Raw genomic sequence first — 19347 nt, 5'->3', positions numbered from 1 at the left:
CATTACTTTGGCGCGCATTGGCACTTCCCCCGCGTTTCGATCAGAACGGATTGAGCGAATAGCCCTGGCTGTCCAGGATGGCATGGGCGTTCATCGCCGACAGCGCCACTTTCACCCCGGGAATGAGGTCGGCCTTGGCGACGTCCGACATCGCCGCCGACTGCCCACAAACGTAGATCGGCACGCCTTTGGCGAGCAATTGCTTGACCAGTTCCGTATTCGGGTTCGCGGTTCCGAACTGCTGGGTATATTTCGCGTCCGTCGTAACGTCCCAAAGCGCGGCATTATGGACCACGACCGCGGGATGAATTCGCGACATCGGCACACCGTTCGCAGCCAGCATGTTGATCAGCCGGGCAACGCCATCAAGGCCCTTGCTCTTCGTTCCTGGCGACCCGCTGCCAATGTCGTAGGCGATCTTGTGGTCGAGGTTGGCCGGAATCGCGAGATCGGCATCGACCTTGGCGACCGCGCCAAAGCCCTGGATCACCGGACCATGGCTGAACTTGCTGGCGTCGGCGAGGGCCGGCGACGACACCAGCCCTGCCAACGCGCCCACCAGGACGAGATGCGATTTCATGCTGCCTCCTTTTGCCCATCCCGCTGCGGGCATTTCGCGAAGCTAACGCGGCTGCGCCGCGATGCGAAGTCCTTTTATTCGCAGCGAATATTTCAGTTCGGTGTGGGCGCGCGAGTCAGCGCGGTTTGACGAACTTCAGAGTCATGCGGTCGCTTTCGCCAACGGCGGCATATTTGGCCTTGTCCTGGTCGCCGAGCCGATAGGCCGGGGGCAGGGTCCACACGCCGCGCGGCCAGTCGGTGGTGTCCTTGGGATTGGCATTGACCTCCGACGATCCGGCGAGGCGAAAACCGGCGGCCTCGGCCAGACGGCGCACGGTCGACACCTTGACGTAGCCGCTGGTGCGCTCGCGCTCATCGCTGGCGCTTTCGGGAAGGCGATGGTCGACCACGCCGAGCACGCCGCCGGGCTTGAGCATCGCGTACATCTGGCGGAAGGCGTCGGCGCTATAGTCCTGCTTTTCGGCATGGCCGCTGCCCATCCGCCAATTGTGGACGTTGCGGAAGGTGAGGACGACGTCGGCCGTGCCATCGGGAATGCGCGTCACGTCCGGGGTGAACGCCGGGAACACCCCGGCCGACAGGTTGCCGTAGATGGCGGGGTGGGCCTTCTGCATCTGGGCAATGGGGCCGAGCTGGCCGTTGGGCGTCGCGAGCAGAAGCTTGCCGCCCCCTGCGGAGAGATAGGGGGCCAGGATTTCGGTGTACCAGCCGCGCGAAGGCCAGATTTCGACGACTGTGTCGTTGGGCTCGACCCCGAAGAAGCGCAGCGTTTCATAGGGATGCCGATAACGGTCGCGGAGGACATTCTCGGGCGTGCGGCGCGCATCCGCCACGGCGGCCTTGAGCGGTGCGGAATATCTGAAGGCGGGGGCGCTGGTCTGGGCGCTTGCGCCGGGAACAGTAAGCGCGAGCACGCCAAGCCCGGCGAGCGCGGACATCCATCGAACGGTCATGAATTTGCTTCCTGTAACAAGGGTTTGGCCGATCATGTGCGACCTTCCTGGATAGCGCAATAGGGCCGGAAGGACGGGTCAGGCCGCCGCTTTGAAGGCGTTGGCGAGGTCGGCGATGAGGTCGCGCGGGTCCTCCAGGCCGACGTGGAGCCGGACGAGATTGGCTGCGGGCGGTTCCGAAACGGTGCGCACGGGATCGGCGGGGAGGACCAGGCTTTCGAACCCGCCCCAGCTATAGCCGATGCCGAAAAGTTCCAGGCTGTCGATGAAGCGCCTCCGCGCTGCCTCGTCACCGCGGAACTCGAAGGAAAAGAGCCCCGACGAGCCTTTGAAGTCGCGGACCCAATTGTCGTGGCCTGGACAGGAATCGAACGCCGGGTGGAGCATCCGCCCGACCTGGGGCTGCTCGGCCAGCCAATTGGCAACTTCGCGCGCGTTGGCTTCGTGCTGCTTGAGGCGAAGCCCCATCGTGCGCAAGCCGCGCGAGGCGAGAAAAGCGTCGTCGGGCGACACGGCATGGCCCAGATCCCAGCTGATCGTCTGCAATCGGTCGAAATGCGCCTCGCCCGCCGTCACAGACCCGAGCATGACGTCCGCATGTCCCCCGACATATTTAGTCAGCGCCATGATGCTGATGTCGACGCCGGCGGCCAGCGCCGGGAACAGCAGGGGGGTCGCCCAGGTGTTGTCGATCAGCGTGACGATTCCCCGCTCGCGCGCCACCGCGCAGATTGCGGGAACGTCCTGGACCTCCATGGTAAGGGTGCCCGGGCTTTCCAGCAGAATGGCACGGGTGGACGGGACGATCAGCTCGGCTATCCCTGCGCCGACTAACGGGTCGTAGTAGCGGGTGGCGACGCCGTAGCGGCCGAGCAAAGTGTCGCAGAACTTGCGCGTCGGGCCGTAGACGCTGTCGGTGACCAGCAGTTCGTCGCCCGACCGCAGAACGGCAAGCAAGGCCGTGGTGATGGCAGACAGCCCCGACGAAAAGAGCGCCGTTCCGGCCGCGCCGGGCTCGAGCTCCGTCAGGGCATCCGACAAGGCCCAATGGGTGGCGGTGCCCTGCAGGCCATAGCGATATTCGCCAAGGCGGGCTTGCCCGCCGTCGAGCTCGGCGACGCTATCGAACAGGATCGTCGAGGCACGCTCGACCGGCGGATTCACCAGTCGCCCGCGCCACGCCTTGCGGCGGCCGGCTTCGACCAGCCGGGTCGCGTCGCGGTGCGGAGGGTCTGTCATGGGATTGCTGCCGGGAGCGGCTCGGCGCCCCCGGCATGGTACTGGCGCGTCTTTAGTTGCGCGAGCGCGGGATTAGGCCGACCAGGCCGAGCAATCCAAGGAGTCCCCACGGGAATCCGCCGCCGTCATTGTCTTCCTCCGGTGCCGCCGTGGGTGCAAGCGAAGGATCGGTGGCCGGGGCGGGGGCCGGAGCCATCGCCACGTCGTTAGCGAGGGCCGGATCAACCGCCATCGCATTGGCCTCGATCGCTGCCGGATCGGCGGCATTTGCCATGGCGTTGTCGGCGGCGTTGGTTTCCTGCGCCAGGGCCGGCGCGGAAACGGCAAAAGCCAGGGCAATCATCAACGGGGTCGCGTACCGCATCATATTCCTCCAAGAAATTTCGTCAGACGTTGGTTGTGCTACGGATCAGACCGGATCGTCGGTGTAGCCGTCATTGTCGCTGTCGCGCCAAAGGCCGCGCAGCCCGAGCAGGCCGATGAGCCCGATCAGATTATACCAGAACTGGCCGTCGTCGCTGCCCGTGCGGGTGACGGTTTCGGGTGGAACGTCCGTAGTGACTTGAGCAACGGCAGGCGTGATCGCGAAAGCTGCCGCGGCCAGCAACGCAACTGTCAGTTTTCTGCGCATGCTTCCCTCCTGTTTGCGAACAGTGGGATGCGTGTCCATTAAGGGCAGCCTGACGTCAACCGCGTTTCGCAAAAGCAAACGCCCGGACCGACCAGCGGTCCGGGCGTCCTGCGTGACGATTGCTCGTCAGCCCCCTTGGATGTCGTTGCGGCGCACATCCCCTGCCGTACGCCGCCTGCCGAACCACGACCCAAGGCCAGTTCGTTCGGACAAGGGAGTCGCTAAGCCGGGCGGGCGCGTCTGTCACCCATGAATGCAACAGGTGTTGTTGTTTGTGCGCACCCTGTGTCGCACCGGCCACATCGGGTCGCGGTTGCCAGCGGCGATGCGCCCCCGCTACAGCGCGGCGCCATGCGCTGGTCACAAGCCTTCTTGCCCGTCCTCAAGGAAAGTCCGTCGGACGCCCAGATCGTCAGTCACAAGCTGATGCTTCGCGCGGGTCTGGTGCGCCAGACCGCCGCCGGCATCTACGCCTGGCTGCCGCTCGGCTTTCGTGTGCTCAAAAAGATCGAACAGATCGTGCGCGAGGAGCAGGACCGCGCCGGCGCGCTCGAAATGTTGATGCCGACGTTGCAATCGGCCGACTTATGGCGCGAAAGCGGGCGCTACGACGCTTACGGGCCCGAAATGCTGCGCATCAAGGACCGGCATGAGCGTGAGATCCTCTACGGCCCGACCAACGAGGAGATGATCACGGCGCTCTTCCGCGACGAGGTCAAAAGCTATCGCGATTTGCCGCGCACGCTCTACCACATCCAGTGGAAATTCCGCGACGAGGTCCGCCCGCGCTTCGGCGTGATGCGCGGCCGCGAGTTCCTGATGAAGGACGCCTACAGCTTCGACCTCGACGAGGCCGGCGCGCGGCAGAGCTATTACACGCAGATGCTGGCCTATCTGCGCACCTTCCAGCGAATGGGCATCCAGGCGGTGCCGATGAAGGCCGCGTCGGGCCCGATCGGCGGCGACCTTAGCCACGAATTCATCGTCCTTGCCCCGACCGGCGAGAGCGAGGTGTTCTACGATGCGGCCTACGAGGAGTTCGACTGGCAGCAGTCCGACTTGCGCTATGGCGACGAGGCGGGGTTGCAGGGCCTGTTCGACCGCGTGAACTCGACTTACGCGGCGACCGACGAAACCCATGACGAAGCGCGCTGGGCCGAACTTCCGGCGGACAAGCAGCGCACCGGGCGCGGTATCGAGGTCGGCCACATCTTTTACTTCGGCGAGAAATATTCGGCGGCGATGGGTCTCAAAGTCTCGGGGCGCGACGGATCGATGGTGACTCCCCACATGGGCAGCTACGGCGTCGGCGTATCGCGGCTGGTGGGCGCGATCATTGAGGCGAGCCATGACGAGGCCGGGATCATCTGGCCCGAGGCGGTTGCGCCGTGGCGCGTCGGGCTGGTGACGATGCGCGCCGATGACGAGCCGACCGTCAATGCCGCCGACGCGCTTTACGCCAGGCTGCAGGAGGCTGGAGTCGAGACGCTGTACGACGATCGCGACGAGCGCGGCGGGGTCAAGCTCGGCTCGATGGATCTCATCGGCCTGCCCTGGCAGGTCGTTATCGGCCCGCGCGGCATTGCCGCCGGAACGGTCGAGTTAAAGCGTCGTTCAACCGGCGAGCGCGAGGAACTGAGCATCGAAAGCGCTCTGGCGAGACTGACTTCATGATTCTCAACCGCGCCGAGCGCATGCTCGCCCGACGCTATCTTCTTCCCGGCAAGGGCGAGGGGTTCATCTTCCTCGTCGCCAGCATCAGCCTGGTTGCGGTCGCGCTTGGCGTAGCCGCTTTGATCATCGTCATGAGCGTGATGAACGGCTTTCGCGCAGACCTGTTCGACAAGATCGTCGGCTTGAACGGTCATGCGATCATCAATGGCTACGACGGGCGCCTCGCCGATTGGGAGCAGATCGCCGACCAGGCGCGAAAGACGCCCGGCATTACCGAGGCGACGCCGCTGATCGAACAGCCGTTGATGGCCTCGTCCAACGGCCGCGTTGAAGGCGTGCTGGTGCGCGGACTGCGCATGGAGGACATTCGCGGCAATGCGACGATGAACTCCAACGTTGTCGCCGGCGACATGAAGTCGATCACGCCGGGCAGCAACCGCATCGCCATCGGCTCGCGGCTGGCGCAGACGCTGGGCGTCTATCCGGGGATGGAAATCAGCCTGATCAGCCCTGAAGGCCGCTCGACCGTGGTCGGGACCGTGCCGCGCATCGTCAGCTATACGATCGGCGCGGTGTTCGAAGTCGGCGTCTACGATTACGACAAGGCCTTCGTCATCATGCCGATGCAGGACGCGCAGGACCTGCTGATGCTCGGCGACCTCGTCGGAATGATCGAGGTCCAGACGACCGATCCGGACAAGGTCGACGAAATCCTCGCCCCCCTTCAGCGGGTGATCACCGGGAAAGCCGTGATCGTCGACTGGCGGCAGATGAACTCTGCTTTGTTCCAGGCGCTCGAGATCGAACGCGTGGCGATGTTCGTCGTCCTGTCGCTGATCGTGCTGGTCGCCGTATTCAACATCCTGTCGTCGCTGATCATGCTGGTGCGCGCCAAGACGCGCGACATCGCCATCCTGCGCACCATGGGCGCCAGCCGGCGCGGCATGATGAAGGTGTTCGTCACCGTCGGCGTGACGATCGGCTCGCTCGGGATCATCCTCGGAATCGTCCTCGGCGCGATTTTCCTCTTCTTCCGCCAAGCGGTGGTGAGCGCGATCCAGACCCTGACCGGCGCCAATTTGTGGGATCCCTCGGTGCGCTTCCTGACCGAGCTGCCGTCGCGCACCGACCCGTTCGAAGTCGGCGCGATCATCTTCATCGCGCTCATCCTGTCGTTCCTCGCCACGCTTTATCCGGCCTACAAGGCGGCGAGCACCGACCCGGTGCAGGTGCTGCGCTATGAGTGAGCCCGTCCTCGCCACGCGCGACCTGCGCCGCAGCTTCCGGCAAGGCGATGTCACGATCGACGTCCTGCGCGGAGTCGACCTGACCGTCGGCGCGGGCGAGATCGTCGCGCTGCTCGGCCCGTCGGGGTCGGGCAAGTCCACTCTGCTCCAGGCGGTCGGGCTGCTCGAGGGGGGCTTTCAAGGATCGATCCGGCTGAACGGCCAGGAAGCCGCTGACCTTGACGATGACGGGCGCACCCGGCTGCGCCGCGACCTCCTCGGCTTCGTCTATCAGTTCCACCATCTGCTGCCCGAGTTCACCGCGCGCGAGAATGTGATCATTCCGCAGCTGGTGCGCGACACCGACCAGCAGACTGCCGGCGCGCGCGCCGACCAGCTGCTCGGCGTGCTGGGCCTGTCCAAGCGCCTCGATCACCGGCCGTCGAAGCTGTCGGGCGGGGAGCAGCAGCGCGTCGCGGTTGCGCGGGCGCTTGCCAACAAGCCGCCGCTCGTCCTTGCCGACGAGCCTACCGGCAACCTCGACGAGCACACCGCGGACACGGTGTTCGCCGAATTCGTGAAGCTGGTGCGAGAAGAAGGCACGGCGGCTTTGGTCGCGACCCACAATGAACGGCTCGCGGCGCGAATGGACCGCGTGGTGCGCCTGCACGACGGAAAGTTGAAATAGTGGAGCCGGAGCGCGAGGCGGACGTTCAGCGGCCCATGCGGCGCATCAACCCCACCGTGCTGGCGCTTGGCGGCATCGTCATCCTGCTGCTCCTGTTCTGGGCGTTCAGCGCCAATCGCAGCGCCGACCAGGACAAGCTGACGGGCAACGAAACGGCCGGCGCGCCGCAAGCCAGCGCGGAGCAGCGCTGCGCCAGCAAAGCCACCTACGATCTCATCAAGCGCGATCTCTTTCGCCGTGCGGCGCAGACCCGGGAAAGCGACCAGTCGGCCTTCGATCGCATTTCAGCCTCCGCCGTCATCCGCATGGAAAATCCGGTCATGGAGAGCGAGGACGATTCTAGCGGCGCGGTCAATTGCTCGGGCTCGCTGTCGCTCGATCTCCCGCCCGGCCTGGCGGTGATCGGCGGACGGCGGTCGCTCAGCGCGGACGTGGATTATAGCGTTCAGCCCGCCGCCGATGGCAGCGGTACCGTCGTCCTGCTGCGCAATGCCGACGCCATCGTCACGCCGCTGGCCACGCTTGCGCGCGTCGAGGATACGGCGAGCTTGCCCACGCCCGATGCGCCGCCGCCGCCGGCATCAAACGACCCTCTCGCGCCACAGCCGCCCGAGACGGTGATCGAGCCCGGCCCGACCGAGCCCGCGCCGGTGCGCCAGGGTCAGGCGCGGCCCAGTTTCAATTGCGCCAACGCTCGCACGCGCGGCGAGACCGCCGTCTGCTCCGACGCGGGGTTGGCCTCGCTCGACCGCCAGATGGCGGCGCAGTTCAACGGCGCGATGTCGCGGGCCGACGGCGAGGAGCGGGCGCTACTTCAGCAAACGCGCGGCCGCTTCCTGTCCTATCGCGATTCCTGCCGATCCGATTCGTGCATCGCCGACGCGTATCGCGGGCGGATGCGCGAAATCAGCGACATCATGTCGGGCCGCTGGCAGCCCCGCTAAGCTGGGGATAAGTGCCGGCGCATCCTTCCAAGAGGCCCGCCGAATGCGCATAACGTCGGCGTGACCGCGCCGTACGTCCCGCTTCGAGTCCTGTCGTCTTATTCCATGCTCGAAGGCGCGATGGAGCCAAAGACCGTCGCCGAGCGCGCCGCTGCGCTCGGCTTTCCCGCCATCGCACTGACCGACCGCAACGGCCTTTATGGTGCAATGCCGTTTGGGGACGCCTGCGTTGCCAAGGGAGTCCAGCCGATCATCGGCGCGACCCTCGCGATTGCCCGCCCCGAGGACCTCGGCGGCGTCGGCGCGATCGACTGGCTTATCCTGCTGGCGAAGGACGAAACCGGCTATGCCAACCTCGCCAAGCTGGTCTCCGCGGCCCATCTCGATCGGCCGCTCGAGCAAGTGCCGCATGTCCCGCTGGAGATGCTGGAGCGATTGTCGGAGGGGCTGATCGCGTTGACCGCCGGCAATGAAGGTGCGCTCGCGCGGCTGCTTGCGGATGGGCAGCGAGCGCAGGCGGAGCATTATCTCGACCGGCTGCAGCAGATGTTCGCCGGCCGCCTGTACATCGAAATCGTGCGCCGTAACGATCCGATCGAGGATGCGGCCGAGGCGGCCTTGATCGACCTGGCTTATGCGCGAGACCTGCCGATCGTCGCGACCAACCCGGCGGCCTATGCGGACCAAACCTTCCACGCCGCGCACGACGCCATGCTGTGCATCGCCCATTCGGCCTATGTCGAAAGTGCCGAGCGCATCACCTCTTCGCCTGACGCATGGCTGAAGGATGGCATATTGATGGGCGAGTTGTTCGCCGATCTTCCCGAGGCCCTCGCCAACACCGCGGTCATCGCCAAGCGGTGCGCGGTCGCCGCGCCCAAGCGCAAGCCGATCCTTCCGCGGCTCGGCGATGACGAGGACGAGCAGCTGCGCCGCGATGCCCACGCGGGTCTCGAGGCGCGCCTAGCCGGTCGCCCGATGGAAGAGCGCGCGGGCTATGCCGAGCGGCTCGATTTCGAGCTCGACGTGATCATCGGCATGGGCTTTGCCGGCTACTTCCTGATCGTCGCCGACTTCATCAAATGGGCCAAGGCCAACGACATTCCCGTCGGGCCCGGCCGCGGGTCCGGCGCGGGCTCGGTCGTCGCCTGGGCGCTGACCATCACCGACCTCGATCCGCTGGCGCTGGGCCTGCTGTTCGAACGCTTCCTCAACCCCGAACGCGTGTCGATGCCCGACTTCGACATCGATTTCTGCGAAACGCATCGCGACAAGGTGATCGCTTACGTCCAGCAGAAATACGGCCGTGACCGCGTCGCGCAGATCATCACCTTCGGGCGCTTGAAGGCCCGCGCGGTGCTCAAGGATACCGGCCGCGTGCTGCAGATGAGCTATGGCCACGTCGACCGGCTCGCCAAGCTCGTCCCCAACCATCCGACCGATCCGTGGACGCTCGACCGTGCGCTCAAGGAAGTGCCCGAGCTGCGCAACGAATATCGCGACGCGCGCGACGTCAAACGCCTGTTCGACCTGGCCATGAAGCTGGAGGGCCTGCCGCGCCACAGCTCGACCCACGCGGCGGGGGTGGTGATCGGCGACCGCCCGCTCGACGAGCTCGTGCCGCTCTACCGCGACCCGCGCTCCGACATGCCGGTGACTCAGTTCGACATGAAATATGTCGAGGCGGCCGGGCTGGTGAAGTTCGACTTCCTCGGTCTCAAGACTCTGTCGGTGCTCCAGGAAGGCAAGCGCCTGCTCGCCGAGCAGGGGGTCGAGGTCGATTTCGCGACGCTGCCCTGGGACGATCCGGCGGTTTATGAATTGCTTCAGCGCGGCGACACGGTCGGCGTGTTCCAGCTGGAATCCGAAGGGATGCGGCGCACGCTTGCTTCCGTCCGACCCACTGCGTTCGGCGACATCATCGCGCTCGTTGCGCTCTACCGGCCGGGCCCGATGGACAATATCGGCATGTTTGGCGACCGTAAGAATGGGCGTGCGACGATCGAATATCCGCACCCCTTACTCGAAGGCATTTTGGCCGAAACCTACGGCATCTTCGTCTATCAAGAACAGGTGATGCAGGCGGCGCAGATCCTCGCCGGATACTCGCTCGGCAGTGCCGATCTGCTACGTCGCGCGATGGGCAAGAAGATCAAGGCGGAGATGGACGCCCAGCGCGCGAGCTTTGTTGAGGGCTGCGGCACGCACAACAATATCCCGCCGGCCAAGGCGAACGAGCTGTTCGACTTGATCGATAAGTTCGCCGGCTACGGGTTCAACAAGAGCCATGCCGCGGCCTACGCGCTTGTTGCCTATCAGACCGCGTGGCTGAAGGCACATCACCGCGCCGAATTCTATGCGGCCTCGATGAGCTTCGACACAGCGACGACCGACAAGCTGGCGCTGTTCACGGAGGACATGCGCCGCGGCGGCACCGATTGCCTGCGGCCCGACATTAACGCCAGCCACGCCCATTTCACCGTCGAGGACGGCCCAGAGGGAAACAGCGTGCGCTATGCGCTGGGCGCACTCAAGGGCGTTGGCGAAAAGGCGATGGATGCACTGGTCGAGGAGCGGGCGCGCAAGGGACCGTTCCGAAGCCTCGAGGATTTTGCCGCGCGGGTCGACCCGCGGCTGCTCAACCGCCGGCAGCTCGAAAGTCTTGCCGGGGCGGGCGCGTTCGATTCGATCAACCCCAACCGCCCTGTAGTGTTCACGGCGGCCGAGACGATCCTTGCCCACGCCACCAGTGCGCACGAGCAGCGCGAGAGCGGGCAGGCGGCACTGTTTGGGGGCGCAAGCGAGGAATTGGCGCCGATCCGCTTGCCGCGCGACGCGGCATGGACGCTGGCGCAGCGAATGGCGGCGGAGCGCGAATCCTTCGGCTTCTATTTTTCCGCGCACCCAGTCGACGCGCACAAGCATCTGCTTGCCGCGCACAAGGTTCGGACCTTCGCCGAATTGGGCGAAGTGCGCATTGCCGAAGGGGAGCGGGCGGGCGCATGCATGGCGGCGCTGATCGAAGATGCGCGGTGGCGCACGTCGGCGCGGGGCCGGCGCTACATGATGGTCACCGCAAGCGACCCGTCGGGGCAGTTCCTCGCAACCGCGTTCGACGATGACGTCTGTGCGGCGCTGGAAGCGGCGGCGCGCTCCGGGGCGTGCGGCCTTTTAAGCTGCGAGCTGGATCGCCGCGCCGGGGACGAGGCGCCGCGCGTCACGATCAAGCGTATCCAGCCGCTCGAAGGCCTCGCAAAATCGACGCGGTTGCGCATGACCGTTCGCCTCAACGACGCGGGCGCAGCGCCGGCGTTGGGTGATATTCTGGCGGGCTCACGAGGAGGCAACGGGAGCGTGCGAATCATCGTGTCCATCGCAACGGGGGGCGAAGCGCATATTCTTGCCGGGCGCGACTTCGCGCTCGACGCCGAACTGGCGTTGAAGATCGAGCGCATCGCCGGCGAGGGGAACGTCGACTTGTCCGTGCAGGAACCGCCGAAGCTCGCCCTCGTCGGCTAATTCTTACGTCATCCAGAAGCCGTCACGGTTGACGAGGCTGGTGATGCGCGCATCCTGCTCCTCGTTCAGGTCCTTCTTGAAATTGGGGAAGACCTGTTCCTCTTCCATGTGCGCGTGTTGCGACACAGCGGCGCGGAATTCGCGCACCGTTTCCAGCCAGTTGGGCGCGTCCGGGCCCATCTGTTGGAGCCGGTAGAGGAACGTCTTCACCTCGCCATGCTCGGCTTCCAGCTGGTCGGCCTCGACCAGGATGCCGGCCTCGCGCAGCGCGGGATAAACGACCATTTCTTCCTGGTGCGCATGCTTGTCGAGCGCATGGGTCAGCTTCATCAGAAGCATCTTGCGCTTGAACGTCTGGCTTTCGTCCGTCGCCAACATCTTGTCGAAGATGGCAAGCGCCATTTCATGCTCGGTGGCGAGGATTTCGTCCCATTCGCCTGCACTGGCTTCCATGCCCTGCATGATCGCCTTGCGGCCGAAGTTGGCTGCAACCCCGATGACTACGCCGGCCAATGCCGCACCGATCAGCGGTCCGGCGTTGTCGCCCCAGGAAAAGGCGCTGCGGCTGTTGCTGCTCCGACTTTCCGAGCGGCTCTTGTCACCAGTGCTGCGGGAGGCGCCGGACCGGCTGGACGTGCGGTTCGAGGAACGATTTTGGGTACGCGTCGCCATGCGAATTCTCCTTGCTGAAGATCGCTGCGACAACGGGTGGGGCAAGCGCCGCGTTCCCACTGCTGTTTCCCGCCGCAGCACGCGCGAACGGATCAAAGGCGGTTCGCGGTTTCTTCCTCGGGGACGGGTGGGGGCTCGCTTTCAATTGCCGGTTCGACGGCGTTGTCGGGCGTGGGGAGCGGCGTGTCCTCGATCACGGGCTCGGTCGCCGCGGGCGGTGCCGACGTATCGATATCGTCGACCGGCGGGGGCGGATTGGTGCTTTCATATTCGTCGCCGGGGAGGGGCCGCGACGACTTGGTCACGCTCGGCGCAGTGCGGTTGGCGGGCGCCGTCGTGCCACGATAGACGCAGCCATCGAGGCCGTCGCGAGCGACGACGCCAATGCGTGCCGCAATCGTACTGCCGTAGCGACGGGTGAAGCCCTTGGGCGCAACCGCCCCGCGCTTCTTGGGAAGCGGCAGCACCGCCGCGATCCGCGCCGCTTCGGTCGCGCTCATCGCGCTGGCGTCATGGCCGAAGTAACGCTGCGATCCGGCGTTGACGCCATAGGTGCCGATGCCGGTTTCGGCGAGGTTGAGATAGACCTCCATGATCCGCCGCTTGCCCCACAGATTTTCGATCAGGAAGGTGAACCATGCCTCCAGTCCCTTGCGGGCGTAGCCGCCGCCCTGCCACAGAAAGGCGTTCTTCGCGGTCTGCTGGCTGATCGTCGACCCGCCGCGGATCCGCCCGCCCGACGCATTGCGTCGTGCTGCCTCCGCGATCGAATCCCAGTCGAAGCCATTGTGCTGGCAGAACTTGCTGTCCTCGGCGGCGATCGCCGCCCGGACCATATCACGGTCGATCTGGTTGATGCTCATCCAGTCTTTCTCGACCCCCCGCCCGGCGAGGGCATCGCCGATCATGGTGACGGTGATCGGCGGCGGGATGAAGCGATATGCGAGGACCCAGATCACCGATCCGATGAGGAAGATAAGGATCAATTTGACCAGCCAGCCGAAAAGCCGCCGCGGCAACGACCGCTGCCGCTTGCGCTTGTATCGGGGAATGCTCGGTCCGGTCCGCGCTGCCATGATGGCGGACTAGCGGGCCGGGATCAGGGCGTCGAGGGGGTGCTCAGCGCCTGAACCTCGGTGCCGATGGCGACGATCATCGGCGTCCCGTCGGCCGCCTTGACGCGGATCTTGTTCGCGGCCTTGGCGATCGGCGCAGGCTTCCAGGTCCGGCCGCCGTCGCGCGTTTCGAAACCCCCGGCCGCGGTGCCCACCCAGCCGACCTGCTCGGTCGCGAAGCCGATCCCGAACTGGCGCGCCTTGGCGTCGCTCACCAGCGGCAGCTCGCGCCACGTTTCACCGCCGTTGGTGGTGCGCACGATCACCTGCTGCGTGCGCTCGGGATCGTAGGTCTGCACGGTGGCAAAGCCGGTGCGGGCATTGACGAAGCTGCCCTTCCAGCTGTTCTCCAGCTTGCGGCCCGATCGATAGACCGGGCGCCACGTCCGGCCGCCGTTGGTGGTCTTGAGGATCAACGCTTCGCTGTCCTTGATGTCGGAATTGCTGCCGGCGAAGACGAAGCCGGTGCGCGCGTCGATGAATTTGACGTCGAGAATCATGCCCGCATGTGCCGACAAATCGAGATACGACCACGTCCGGCCACCATCGACCGAGCGCAGCAGCTTGGCCGGCCCGCCGACGCGACCCGCCGCGTGGATCACCGCACTGTCGCGAAGCTCGCCCTGATAGATGGAGCGGATGCGAAGGACGTCGATCGCGCAAATGCCTTCAACGATGACGCCGCCTAGGTCGACCGGCGCCCAGCTCGCCCCGCCATCCTTCGTCTCGTACAGCGGCACGCGGTCGGTCACGCCCGGGTAATAGTCGCCGACATTGCCCATGAAGCCATGCTTGGCATCAACGAAGCCAAGCGCGCGGATGAAGGTGCCTTTGCGGCTCCACACCTTGGTCCAGCTGCGCCCGCCGTCATCGGTGCGAAACAGGTCGCCGGCACCAGTGCCGTAAAAACCCGTGCGGGCATCGGCAAAGTGGATGTCGTCGCGCTTTCCCTTGTAGGCTTCGGTCGGGAGCGTCTGCCACGTGCGATCGGCAAGCTGCGCCGCGGTCGGCGATTTGGCCGGCGCCGCCTGCGCCGCTGCCCCAAAGATTGCCAAGGCAACCGCAAGATACCGACCCATGAGCATGACACGTTCCCCCAACCGCATCATGCTGGCAGTGCGCGCCAGTACGAATAGCATCACTCGACGAGATTGCCTCCCGCGTCGATGAACTGCGGCGTGCGGCTCACCTTGCCGCAGTGCAGCACAAGATTTACATCCGCTTCATGACCTCCACCAATGACATCCGCCGCGGCTTCCTCGATTTTTTCGAGAAGAACGGCCACGCGCGGGTGCCCTCTGCGCCACTCGTCCCGCACAACGACCCGACGTTGATGTTCGTCAACGCCGGCATGGTGCCCTTCAAGAACGTCTTCACCGGGCTCGAAAGCCGGCCTTACAGCCAGGCGACGAGCAGCCAGAAATGCGTGCGCGCGGGCGGCAAGCACAACGACCTCGACAATGTCGGCTACACTGCGCGCCACCACACATTCTTCGAAATGCTCGGCAATTTCTCGTTCGGCGATTATTTCAAGGATCGCGCGATCGAGCTCGCGTGGACCTTGCTGACGAAGGAGTGGGGCCTCAGCCCCGATCGTCTCACCGCGACGGTCTATCACACCGACGATGAGGCGTTCGACCTGTGGAAGAAGATCGCGGGCCTGCCCGAAAGCCGCATTATCCGCATCCCGACCAAGGACAATTTCTGGTCGATGGGCGATGACGGGCCGTGCGGACCCTGCTCGGAAATCTTCTACGACCATGGCGAGCATGTCCCGGGCGGCCCCCCCGGCAGCCCCGACGAGGATGGCGATCGCTTCACCGAGATCTGGAACCTGGTCTTCATGCAGTTCGAGCAGGCCGGCGGCGAGATCGTCAGCGACCTGCCCAGGAAAAGCATCGACACCGGCATGGGCCTCGAGCGCGTGGCGGCGGTATTCCAGGGGACCACCGACAATTACGAAACCGACACCTTCAAGGCGCTGATCTCGGCATCGCAGGCGCTGACCAGCAATAATGGCGAGAGTGCCGCCAGCCACCGCATCATCGCCGACCACCTTCGTACGTCGGGCTTTCTCGTCGCCGACGGCGTCTTCCCGGCCAATGAAGGCCGCGGCTACGTTCTGCGCCGCATCATGCGGCGCGCAATGCGCCACGCTCACCTCCTGGGCGCGAGCGAGCCTTTGATGCACCGCCTCGTCCCCGCGCTCGTCGCCGAAATGGGGCGGCCTATCCTGAACTGGTGCGTGCGCAACCGCTGATCGAGGCCACTCTGCAGCAGGAAGAAACGCGCTTCCGCCAGACGCTAGCGACGGGCTTGCGCCTTCTCGACGAAGCGGCCGAGGGACTCGAGGAGGGCGGCACGCTCGCCGGTGAGACCGCGTTCAAGCTTTACGACACCTACGGCTTCCCGCTCGACCTGACTGAGCAGGCGCTGATCGAAAAGGGCCTCAAGGTCGATCATGCCGGTTTCGAACGGGCAATGGGCGAGCAGAAGGCAATGGCGCGCGCGGCGTGGAAGGGATCGGGCGCACAGGCCAGCGACGACATCTGGTTCGACCTGGTCGAAGAGCATGGCGCGACCGAGTTCACAGGTTATTCGGGCGACGAAGGCGAGGGTGTCGTACTCGCCATCGTCAAGGGCGGTGCGCGCGTCGACCGCGCTGCGGCGGGTGATACTGTCGATCTGCTGCTCAACCAGACACCTTTCTATGGCGAGAGCGGCGGGCAGACGGGCGACAGTGGGAAGCTGAGCACGCTCAAGGGCTTCCAGGGCGAAGTCGAGGACACGTCGAAGCCGCTGGGCAAGCTGCACGTGCTGCGCACCAAGGTCGCCGCGGGCGAGATCGCCATCGGTGAAACGGTGCATCAGATGGTCGATGCGGAGCGTCGCGATCGCACGCGCGCCAACCATAGTGCGACCCACCTGCTGCATGCCGCGCTACGCCACCGGCTTGGCACTCATGTCACGCAAAAGGGCAGCCTGGTTGCGCCCGATTATTTTCGTTTCGACTTCTCGCACCCCAAGGCGCTCACTCGCGAGGAAATCGCCGAGGTCGAAGCCGACGTGAATGCGCAGATCCGCGGCAACGAGCCGGTGACGACGCGCCTCATGACCCCCGACGAGGCCATTGCAGCGGGCGCGATGGCGCTGTTCGGGGAAAAATATGGCGATGAGGTTCGCGTCTTGTCGATGGGCCGGGGCGCAGGTGCCGATTATTCGGTCGAATTGTGCGGCGGCACGCACGTACGCGCGCTGGGCGACATCCAGTTGCTCAAGATCATCTCCGAAAGTGCGGTGTCCTCGGGCGTGCGGCGCATCGAGGCGCTGACCGGGGAGGCGGCGCGGACATGGCTCGTCAACCGCGATGACAAGCTGCGCGAGGCGGCCGCCGCATTGAAGAGTTCACCCGAAGAAGTGCCGGTACGTGTCGCCGCGCTGGTCGAGGACAGGCGCCGGCTCGAGCGCGAGCTTGCTGATGCCAAGAAGGCGCTGGCGATGGGCGGCGGCGCAGCGAAGGCAGACGAATCCGGCCCCGAAGACGTCGGCGGGCACAAGTTTATCGGCCAAATCATAGACGGGCTTAACCCCAAGGACTTGAGATCGACCGTTGATACGATGAAGCAACGCGTTGGCACCGGGATTGCGGCGCTCGTTGCGGTCAACGACGGTCGCGCCAGCGTGGCTGTCGGCGTCACCGACGATCTTGCCGGTCAGGTCAGCGCGGTCGATCTGGTCAAAGTCGCGGTGGCGGCGCTTGGCGGGCAGGGCGGCGGCGGCCGCCCCGACATGGCGCAAGGGGCGGGCCCGATGGGACCAAGGCCGGCGAAGCGCTTGCGGCGGTCAAGGACGCGCTGGAAAAAGTGGCGGCGTGATCGACCCAGACTCGCGCGCGCCTGTCACGCTCGACGGCGCCTGCCACTGCCGAGCCGTCCGCTTCACCGTCCTGCTTCCTGAAGGTCTCGCTTCGGCGCGCCGCTGCACCTGCAGTCTATGCCGCATGCGCGGCGCGGTTGCGGTAACCGGCAGCATCGCCAGATTCCATCTGCTCGCGGGCGCCGATCACCTCGCCACCTATCGTTTCAACACGGGCGTGGCGGAGCATCATTTCTGCCGCACCTGCGGCATATACACGCATCATAAGCGCCGATCGAACCCCGACCAGTTCGGCATCAACGTCGCGTGCCTCAATGGCCTGTCGCCATTCGATTTTCGCGAAATCGTCGTCTTCGACGGCGAGCGGCACCCATCCGACGACCCGCAGCACCGCAGCCGTGTCGCGGGCGTCTTGCGCTACGAGCCCGCCGACGGCTGACCATCGCGGGCGCGGCGCCGACCCAGGCTGGGCGCGACCTCAAGGTCGGCCTCGGCCTTGATCTGGGCGCGCAACTCGTCGCGCTTTTCGTGGATGGAGGCGATTACCGGCCCCATCGCCACGCCGAGATCGACAAGCGCGGCCTCCGATAGCTGGAGCGAGGCTTCGACGGCTTCGGGGACGGCATCGGTGACCCCCGCGCGATACAGAGCGGCAGCGTGCTCGGCGTCGCGGGCGCGGGCGATGATCGGCAGGTCGGGAAAACTGTCCCGCAAGTCGCGGGCGATGCGCTTCACCAGCACGGGATTGTCCATGGTCAGGATGAAGGCGCTGGGGTCCCGCTCGCGAAGCTTGTCGAGAAGTTCGAGGTGCGCGACATCGCCGAAGATGACGTCATAACCCTCCTTGCGCGCCGACCCGACCGCATCGGCATCCGCGTCGATCGCCATATAATCCTTGGCATGGGCGTCCATCATGTCGGCGACCATCCGCCCGACCCGGCCGAAGCCGAGGATGACGACCTGCCCGTGCGCGGCGTTGTCGATGGTCGCGTCCATCTGGTCGGCAAGCTCATGGCCCGCCACGCGGAGACCGGCGAAGCGGCCGAGCTTGGCAAGCAGCGGGGTGATGGTCAGGCCAAGCGCGGTGACGATTTGCCAGAAGGTCGCGGTGTCCGCGGCAATCAGCCCGGCCGTGGTCGCCGCCCCAAGGACGATCAGCGTGGTTTCCGACGGTGACGACATGAGGACGCCGGTCTCCGCGGCGACGCTCGCCTTCGCGCCCTCGAGCCTCAAGAGGATGGCGGTGACCAAGGCCTTGATGGCGAGGACCGCGGTCAGCGCCAACGCAATCTTCTGCCAGTTGGCGGCGACGAAACTCAGGTCGACGCTCATGCCGACGGTGATCAGGAAAATGCCGAGGCCAAGCCCGCGGATCGGCGCGGTCATCACTTCGACTTCGCCGCGATACTCGGTCTCGGCGATCACGATTCCGGCGATGAGCGCGCCGAGGATTGGCGAAAATCCGATGCCCGACGTGACCAGGCTCGCAACAATCACGACAAGCAGGCAAGCGGCCAAGAACATCTCCGGGCTCTTGGTGCGTGCCGCCTGGGCGAACAGCCGCGGCAGGAGCAGCCGACCGGCAAACAGCATCGCGACTGATACGATGCCACCCAGCAGCATCGTCCACAGCAGGGATCCGACGCCGGCATCCGCCGCCGCGGGCGACATCGCGCCGAGGGCGAAGACGATCGGAACAAGGGCTACGTCTTCGAACAGCAGCATCGCCAGTGCCGACCGGCCGACCGGCGTATGCGTGCCCACCAGGGGAATGACGATCGCGGTGGAGGACAAGGCAAGCGCAAGGCCCAGGCCAACCGCACCGGCGGTGCCCTGGCCCATCGAATACAGCACCAGGCCGATGATCGCCGCCGACACCAGCAGCTCTGCGGCGCCGACCCCGAACACCAGGCGACGCATTGACCACAAGCGCCGGAACGACAGCTCGAGCCCGATCGAGAAGAGGAGGAGGACGATGCCCAGCTCGGCGAACGGCGCGATCGCTTCGGGATTCGAGATGGTGATGAAGTTGAGCCACGGATATTGTCCCGACAGCGAGCCGAGGGCCGACGGCCCCACCAGCAGGCCGATCAGGATGAAGCCGATGATCGGGCTGATGCGAAGGCGGGCGAAGGCAGGAATGACGAGGCCCGCGGCGCCCAGGATCACCAGCGCATCACTGAACCCCGACGTGCTGAATTCGCCATGCATGCTACGGGCTTTAGAGC

General features: G+C 65.6%; 14 protein-coding genes and 2 pseudogenes. 7 read left to right on the top strand and 9 right to left on the bottom strand.

The genetic code is table 11. The features are described from left to right. Positions 1 to 40: 40 nt before the first annotated feature. From H9L13_RS08280 to H9L13_RS08260, 5 genes are all read right to left on the bottom strand, one after another. Positions 41 to 580 carry a DsrE family protein gene (locus H9L13_RS08280; RefSeq protein ID WP_187537278.1) on the bottom strand — a complete coding sequence of 180 codons (540 nt, stop codon included), beginning with the start codon at positions 578 to 580 and terminating at the stop codon, positions 41 to 43. Positions 581 to 695: 115 nt separating this feature from the next. After that, complete coding sequence (locus tag H9L13_RS08275; RefSeq protein ID WP_235090802.1) at positions 696 to 1535, bottom strand: class I SAM-dependent methyltransferase; 840 nt, start codon at positions 1533 to 1535, stop codon at positions 696 to 698. A gap of 78 nt (positions 1536 to 1613) precedes the next feature. After that, positions 1614 to 2774: a cystathionine beta-lyase gene (gene metC / locus H9L13_RS08270; protein ID WP_187537277.1), complete on the bottom strand. Its 1161-nt coding sequence runs from the start codon at positions 2772 to 2774 to the stop codon at positions 1614 to 1616. A 52-nt stretch (positions 2775 to 2826) separates the two neighbouring features. Continuing rightward, entirely contained in the window at positions 2827 to 3141 is a 315-nt protein-coding gene (locus H9L13_RS08265) for a WGxxGxxG family protein (RefSeq protein WP_187537276.1), read from the bottom strand. Positions 3142 to 3183: 42 nt separating this feature from the next. Next, positions 3184 to 3405, bottom strand: coding sequence for a hypothetical protein (locus H9L13_RS08260; RefSeq protein WP_187537275.1), 222 nt, complete (start codon positions 3403 to 3405; stop codon positions 3184 to 3186). Positions 3406 to 3756: 351 nt separating this feature from the next. On the opposite strand from H9L13_RS08260, the gene proS reads away from it, so the two are divergent. From proS to dnaE, 5 genes are all read left to right on the top strand, one after another. Then, positions 3757 to 5079, top strand: a complete 1323-nt coding sequence (gene proS / locus H9L13_RS08255) for a proline--tRNA ligase (RefSeq protein ID WP_187537274.1) — start codon at positions 3757 to 3759, stop codon at positions 5077 to 5079. Next, positions 5076 to 6326 carry a lipoprotein-releasing ABC transporter permease subunit gene (locus tag H9L13_RS08250; protein WP_187537273.1) on the top strand — a complete coding sequence of 417 codons (1251 nt, stop codon included), beginning with the start codon at positions 5076 to 5078 and terminating at the stop codon, positions 6324 to 6326. The genes proS and H9L13_RS08250 overlap by 4 nt, the downstream gene beginning before the upstream one ends. Beyond that, positions 6319 to 6993 (top strand): ABC transporter ATP-binding protein, encoded by a 675-nt coding sequence (locus H9L13_RS08245; RefSeq protein ID WP_187537272.1) that lies wholly within the window; start codon positions 6319 to 6321, stop codon positions 6991 to 6993. Before H9L13_RS08250 ends, H9L13_RS08245 begins: the two co-directional genes overlap by 8 nt. 35 nt (positions 6994 to 7028) lie before the next feature. Next, on the top strand, positions 7029 to 7937 hold the full coding sequence (locus tag H9L13_RS08240) for a lysozyme inhibitor LprI family protein (RefSeq protein WP_187537271.1): 909 nt from the start codon (positions 7029 to 7031) through the stop codon (positions 7935 to 7937). A gap of 105 nt (positions 7938 to 8042) precedes the next feature. Further along, complete coding sequence (dnaE, locus tag H9L13_RS08235) at positions 8043 to 11456, top strand: DNA polymerase III subunit alpha (RefSeq protein ID WP_187540263.1); 3414 nt, start codon at positions 8043 to 8045, stop codon at positions 11454 to 11456. A gap of 3 nt (positions 11457 to 11459) precedes the next feature. Here dnaE and H9L13_RS08230 read toward each other — a convergent pair whose 3' ends face one another. From H9L13_RS08230 to H9L13_RS08220, 3 genes and pseudogenes are all read right to left on the bottom strand, one after another. After that, positions 11460 to 12128, bottom strand: a complete 669-nt coding sequence (locus H9L13_RS08230) for a hemerythrin domain-containing protein (protein WP_187537270.1) — start codon at positions 12126 to 12128, stop codon at positions 11460 to 11462. A 347-nt stretch (positions 12129 to 12475) separates the two neighbouring features. Further along, a pseudogene (gene mtgA, locus H9L13_RS08225) lies at positions 12476 to 13204 on the bottom strand (monofunctional biosynthetic peptidoglycan transglycosylase); the annotation flags it as partial. A 23-nt stretch (positions 13205 to 13227) separates the two neighbouring features. Then, positions 13228 to 14328 carry a WD40/YVTN/BNR-like repeat-containing protein gene (locus H9L13_RS08220; RefSeq protein ID WP_187537268.1) on the bottom strand — a complete coding sequence of 367 codons (1101 nt, stop codon included), beginning with the start codon at positions 14326 to 14328 and terminating at the stop codon, positions 13228 to 13230. A gap of 140 nt (positions 14329 to 14468) precedes the next feature. Here H9L13_RS08220 and alaS point away from each other — a divergent pair. Then, positions 14469 to 17118 (top strand): annotated as a pseudogene (gene alaS / locus H9L13_RS08215) (alanine--tRNA ligase). Beyond that, on the top strand, positions 17115 to 17558 hold the full coding sequence (locus H9L13_RS08210; protein ID WP_235090799.1) for a GFA family protein: 444 nt from the start codon (positions 17115 to 17117) through the stop codon (positions 17556 to 17558). The pseudogene alaS and the gene H9L13_RS08210 overlap by 4 nt, the downstream one beginning before the upstream one ends. On the opposite strand, the gene H9L13_RS08205 is transcribed toward H9L13_RS08210, so the two are convergent. Beyond that, positions 17537 to 19330 carry a cation:proton antiporter domain-containing protein gene (locus H9L13_RS08205; RefSeq protein WP_187537267.1) on the bottom strand — a complete coding sequence of 598 codons (1794 nt, stop codon included), beginning with the start codon at positions 19328 to 19330 and terminating at the stop codon, positions 17537 to 17539. The genes H9L13_RS08210 and H9L13_RS08205 overlap by 22 nt on opposite strands. Positions 19331 to 19347: the final 17 nt, after the last annotated feature.

Source organism: Sphingomonas lutea, from assembly GCF_014396785.1.
GTDB classification, from domain to species: domain Bacteria; phylum Pseudomonadota; class Alphaproteobacteria; order Sphingomonadales; family Sphingomonadaceae; genus Sphingomicrobium; species Sphingomicrobium luteum.
This window is presented reverse-complemented; position numbering and strand designations above follow the sequence as displayed.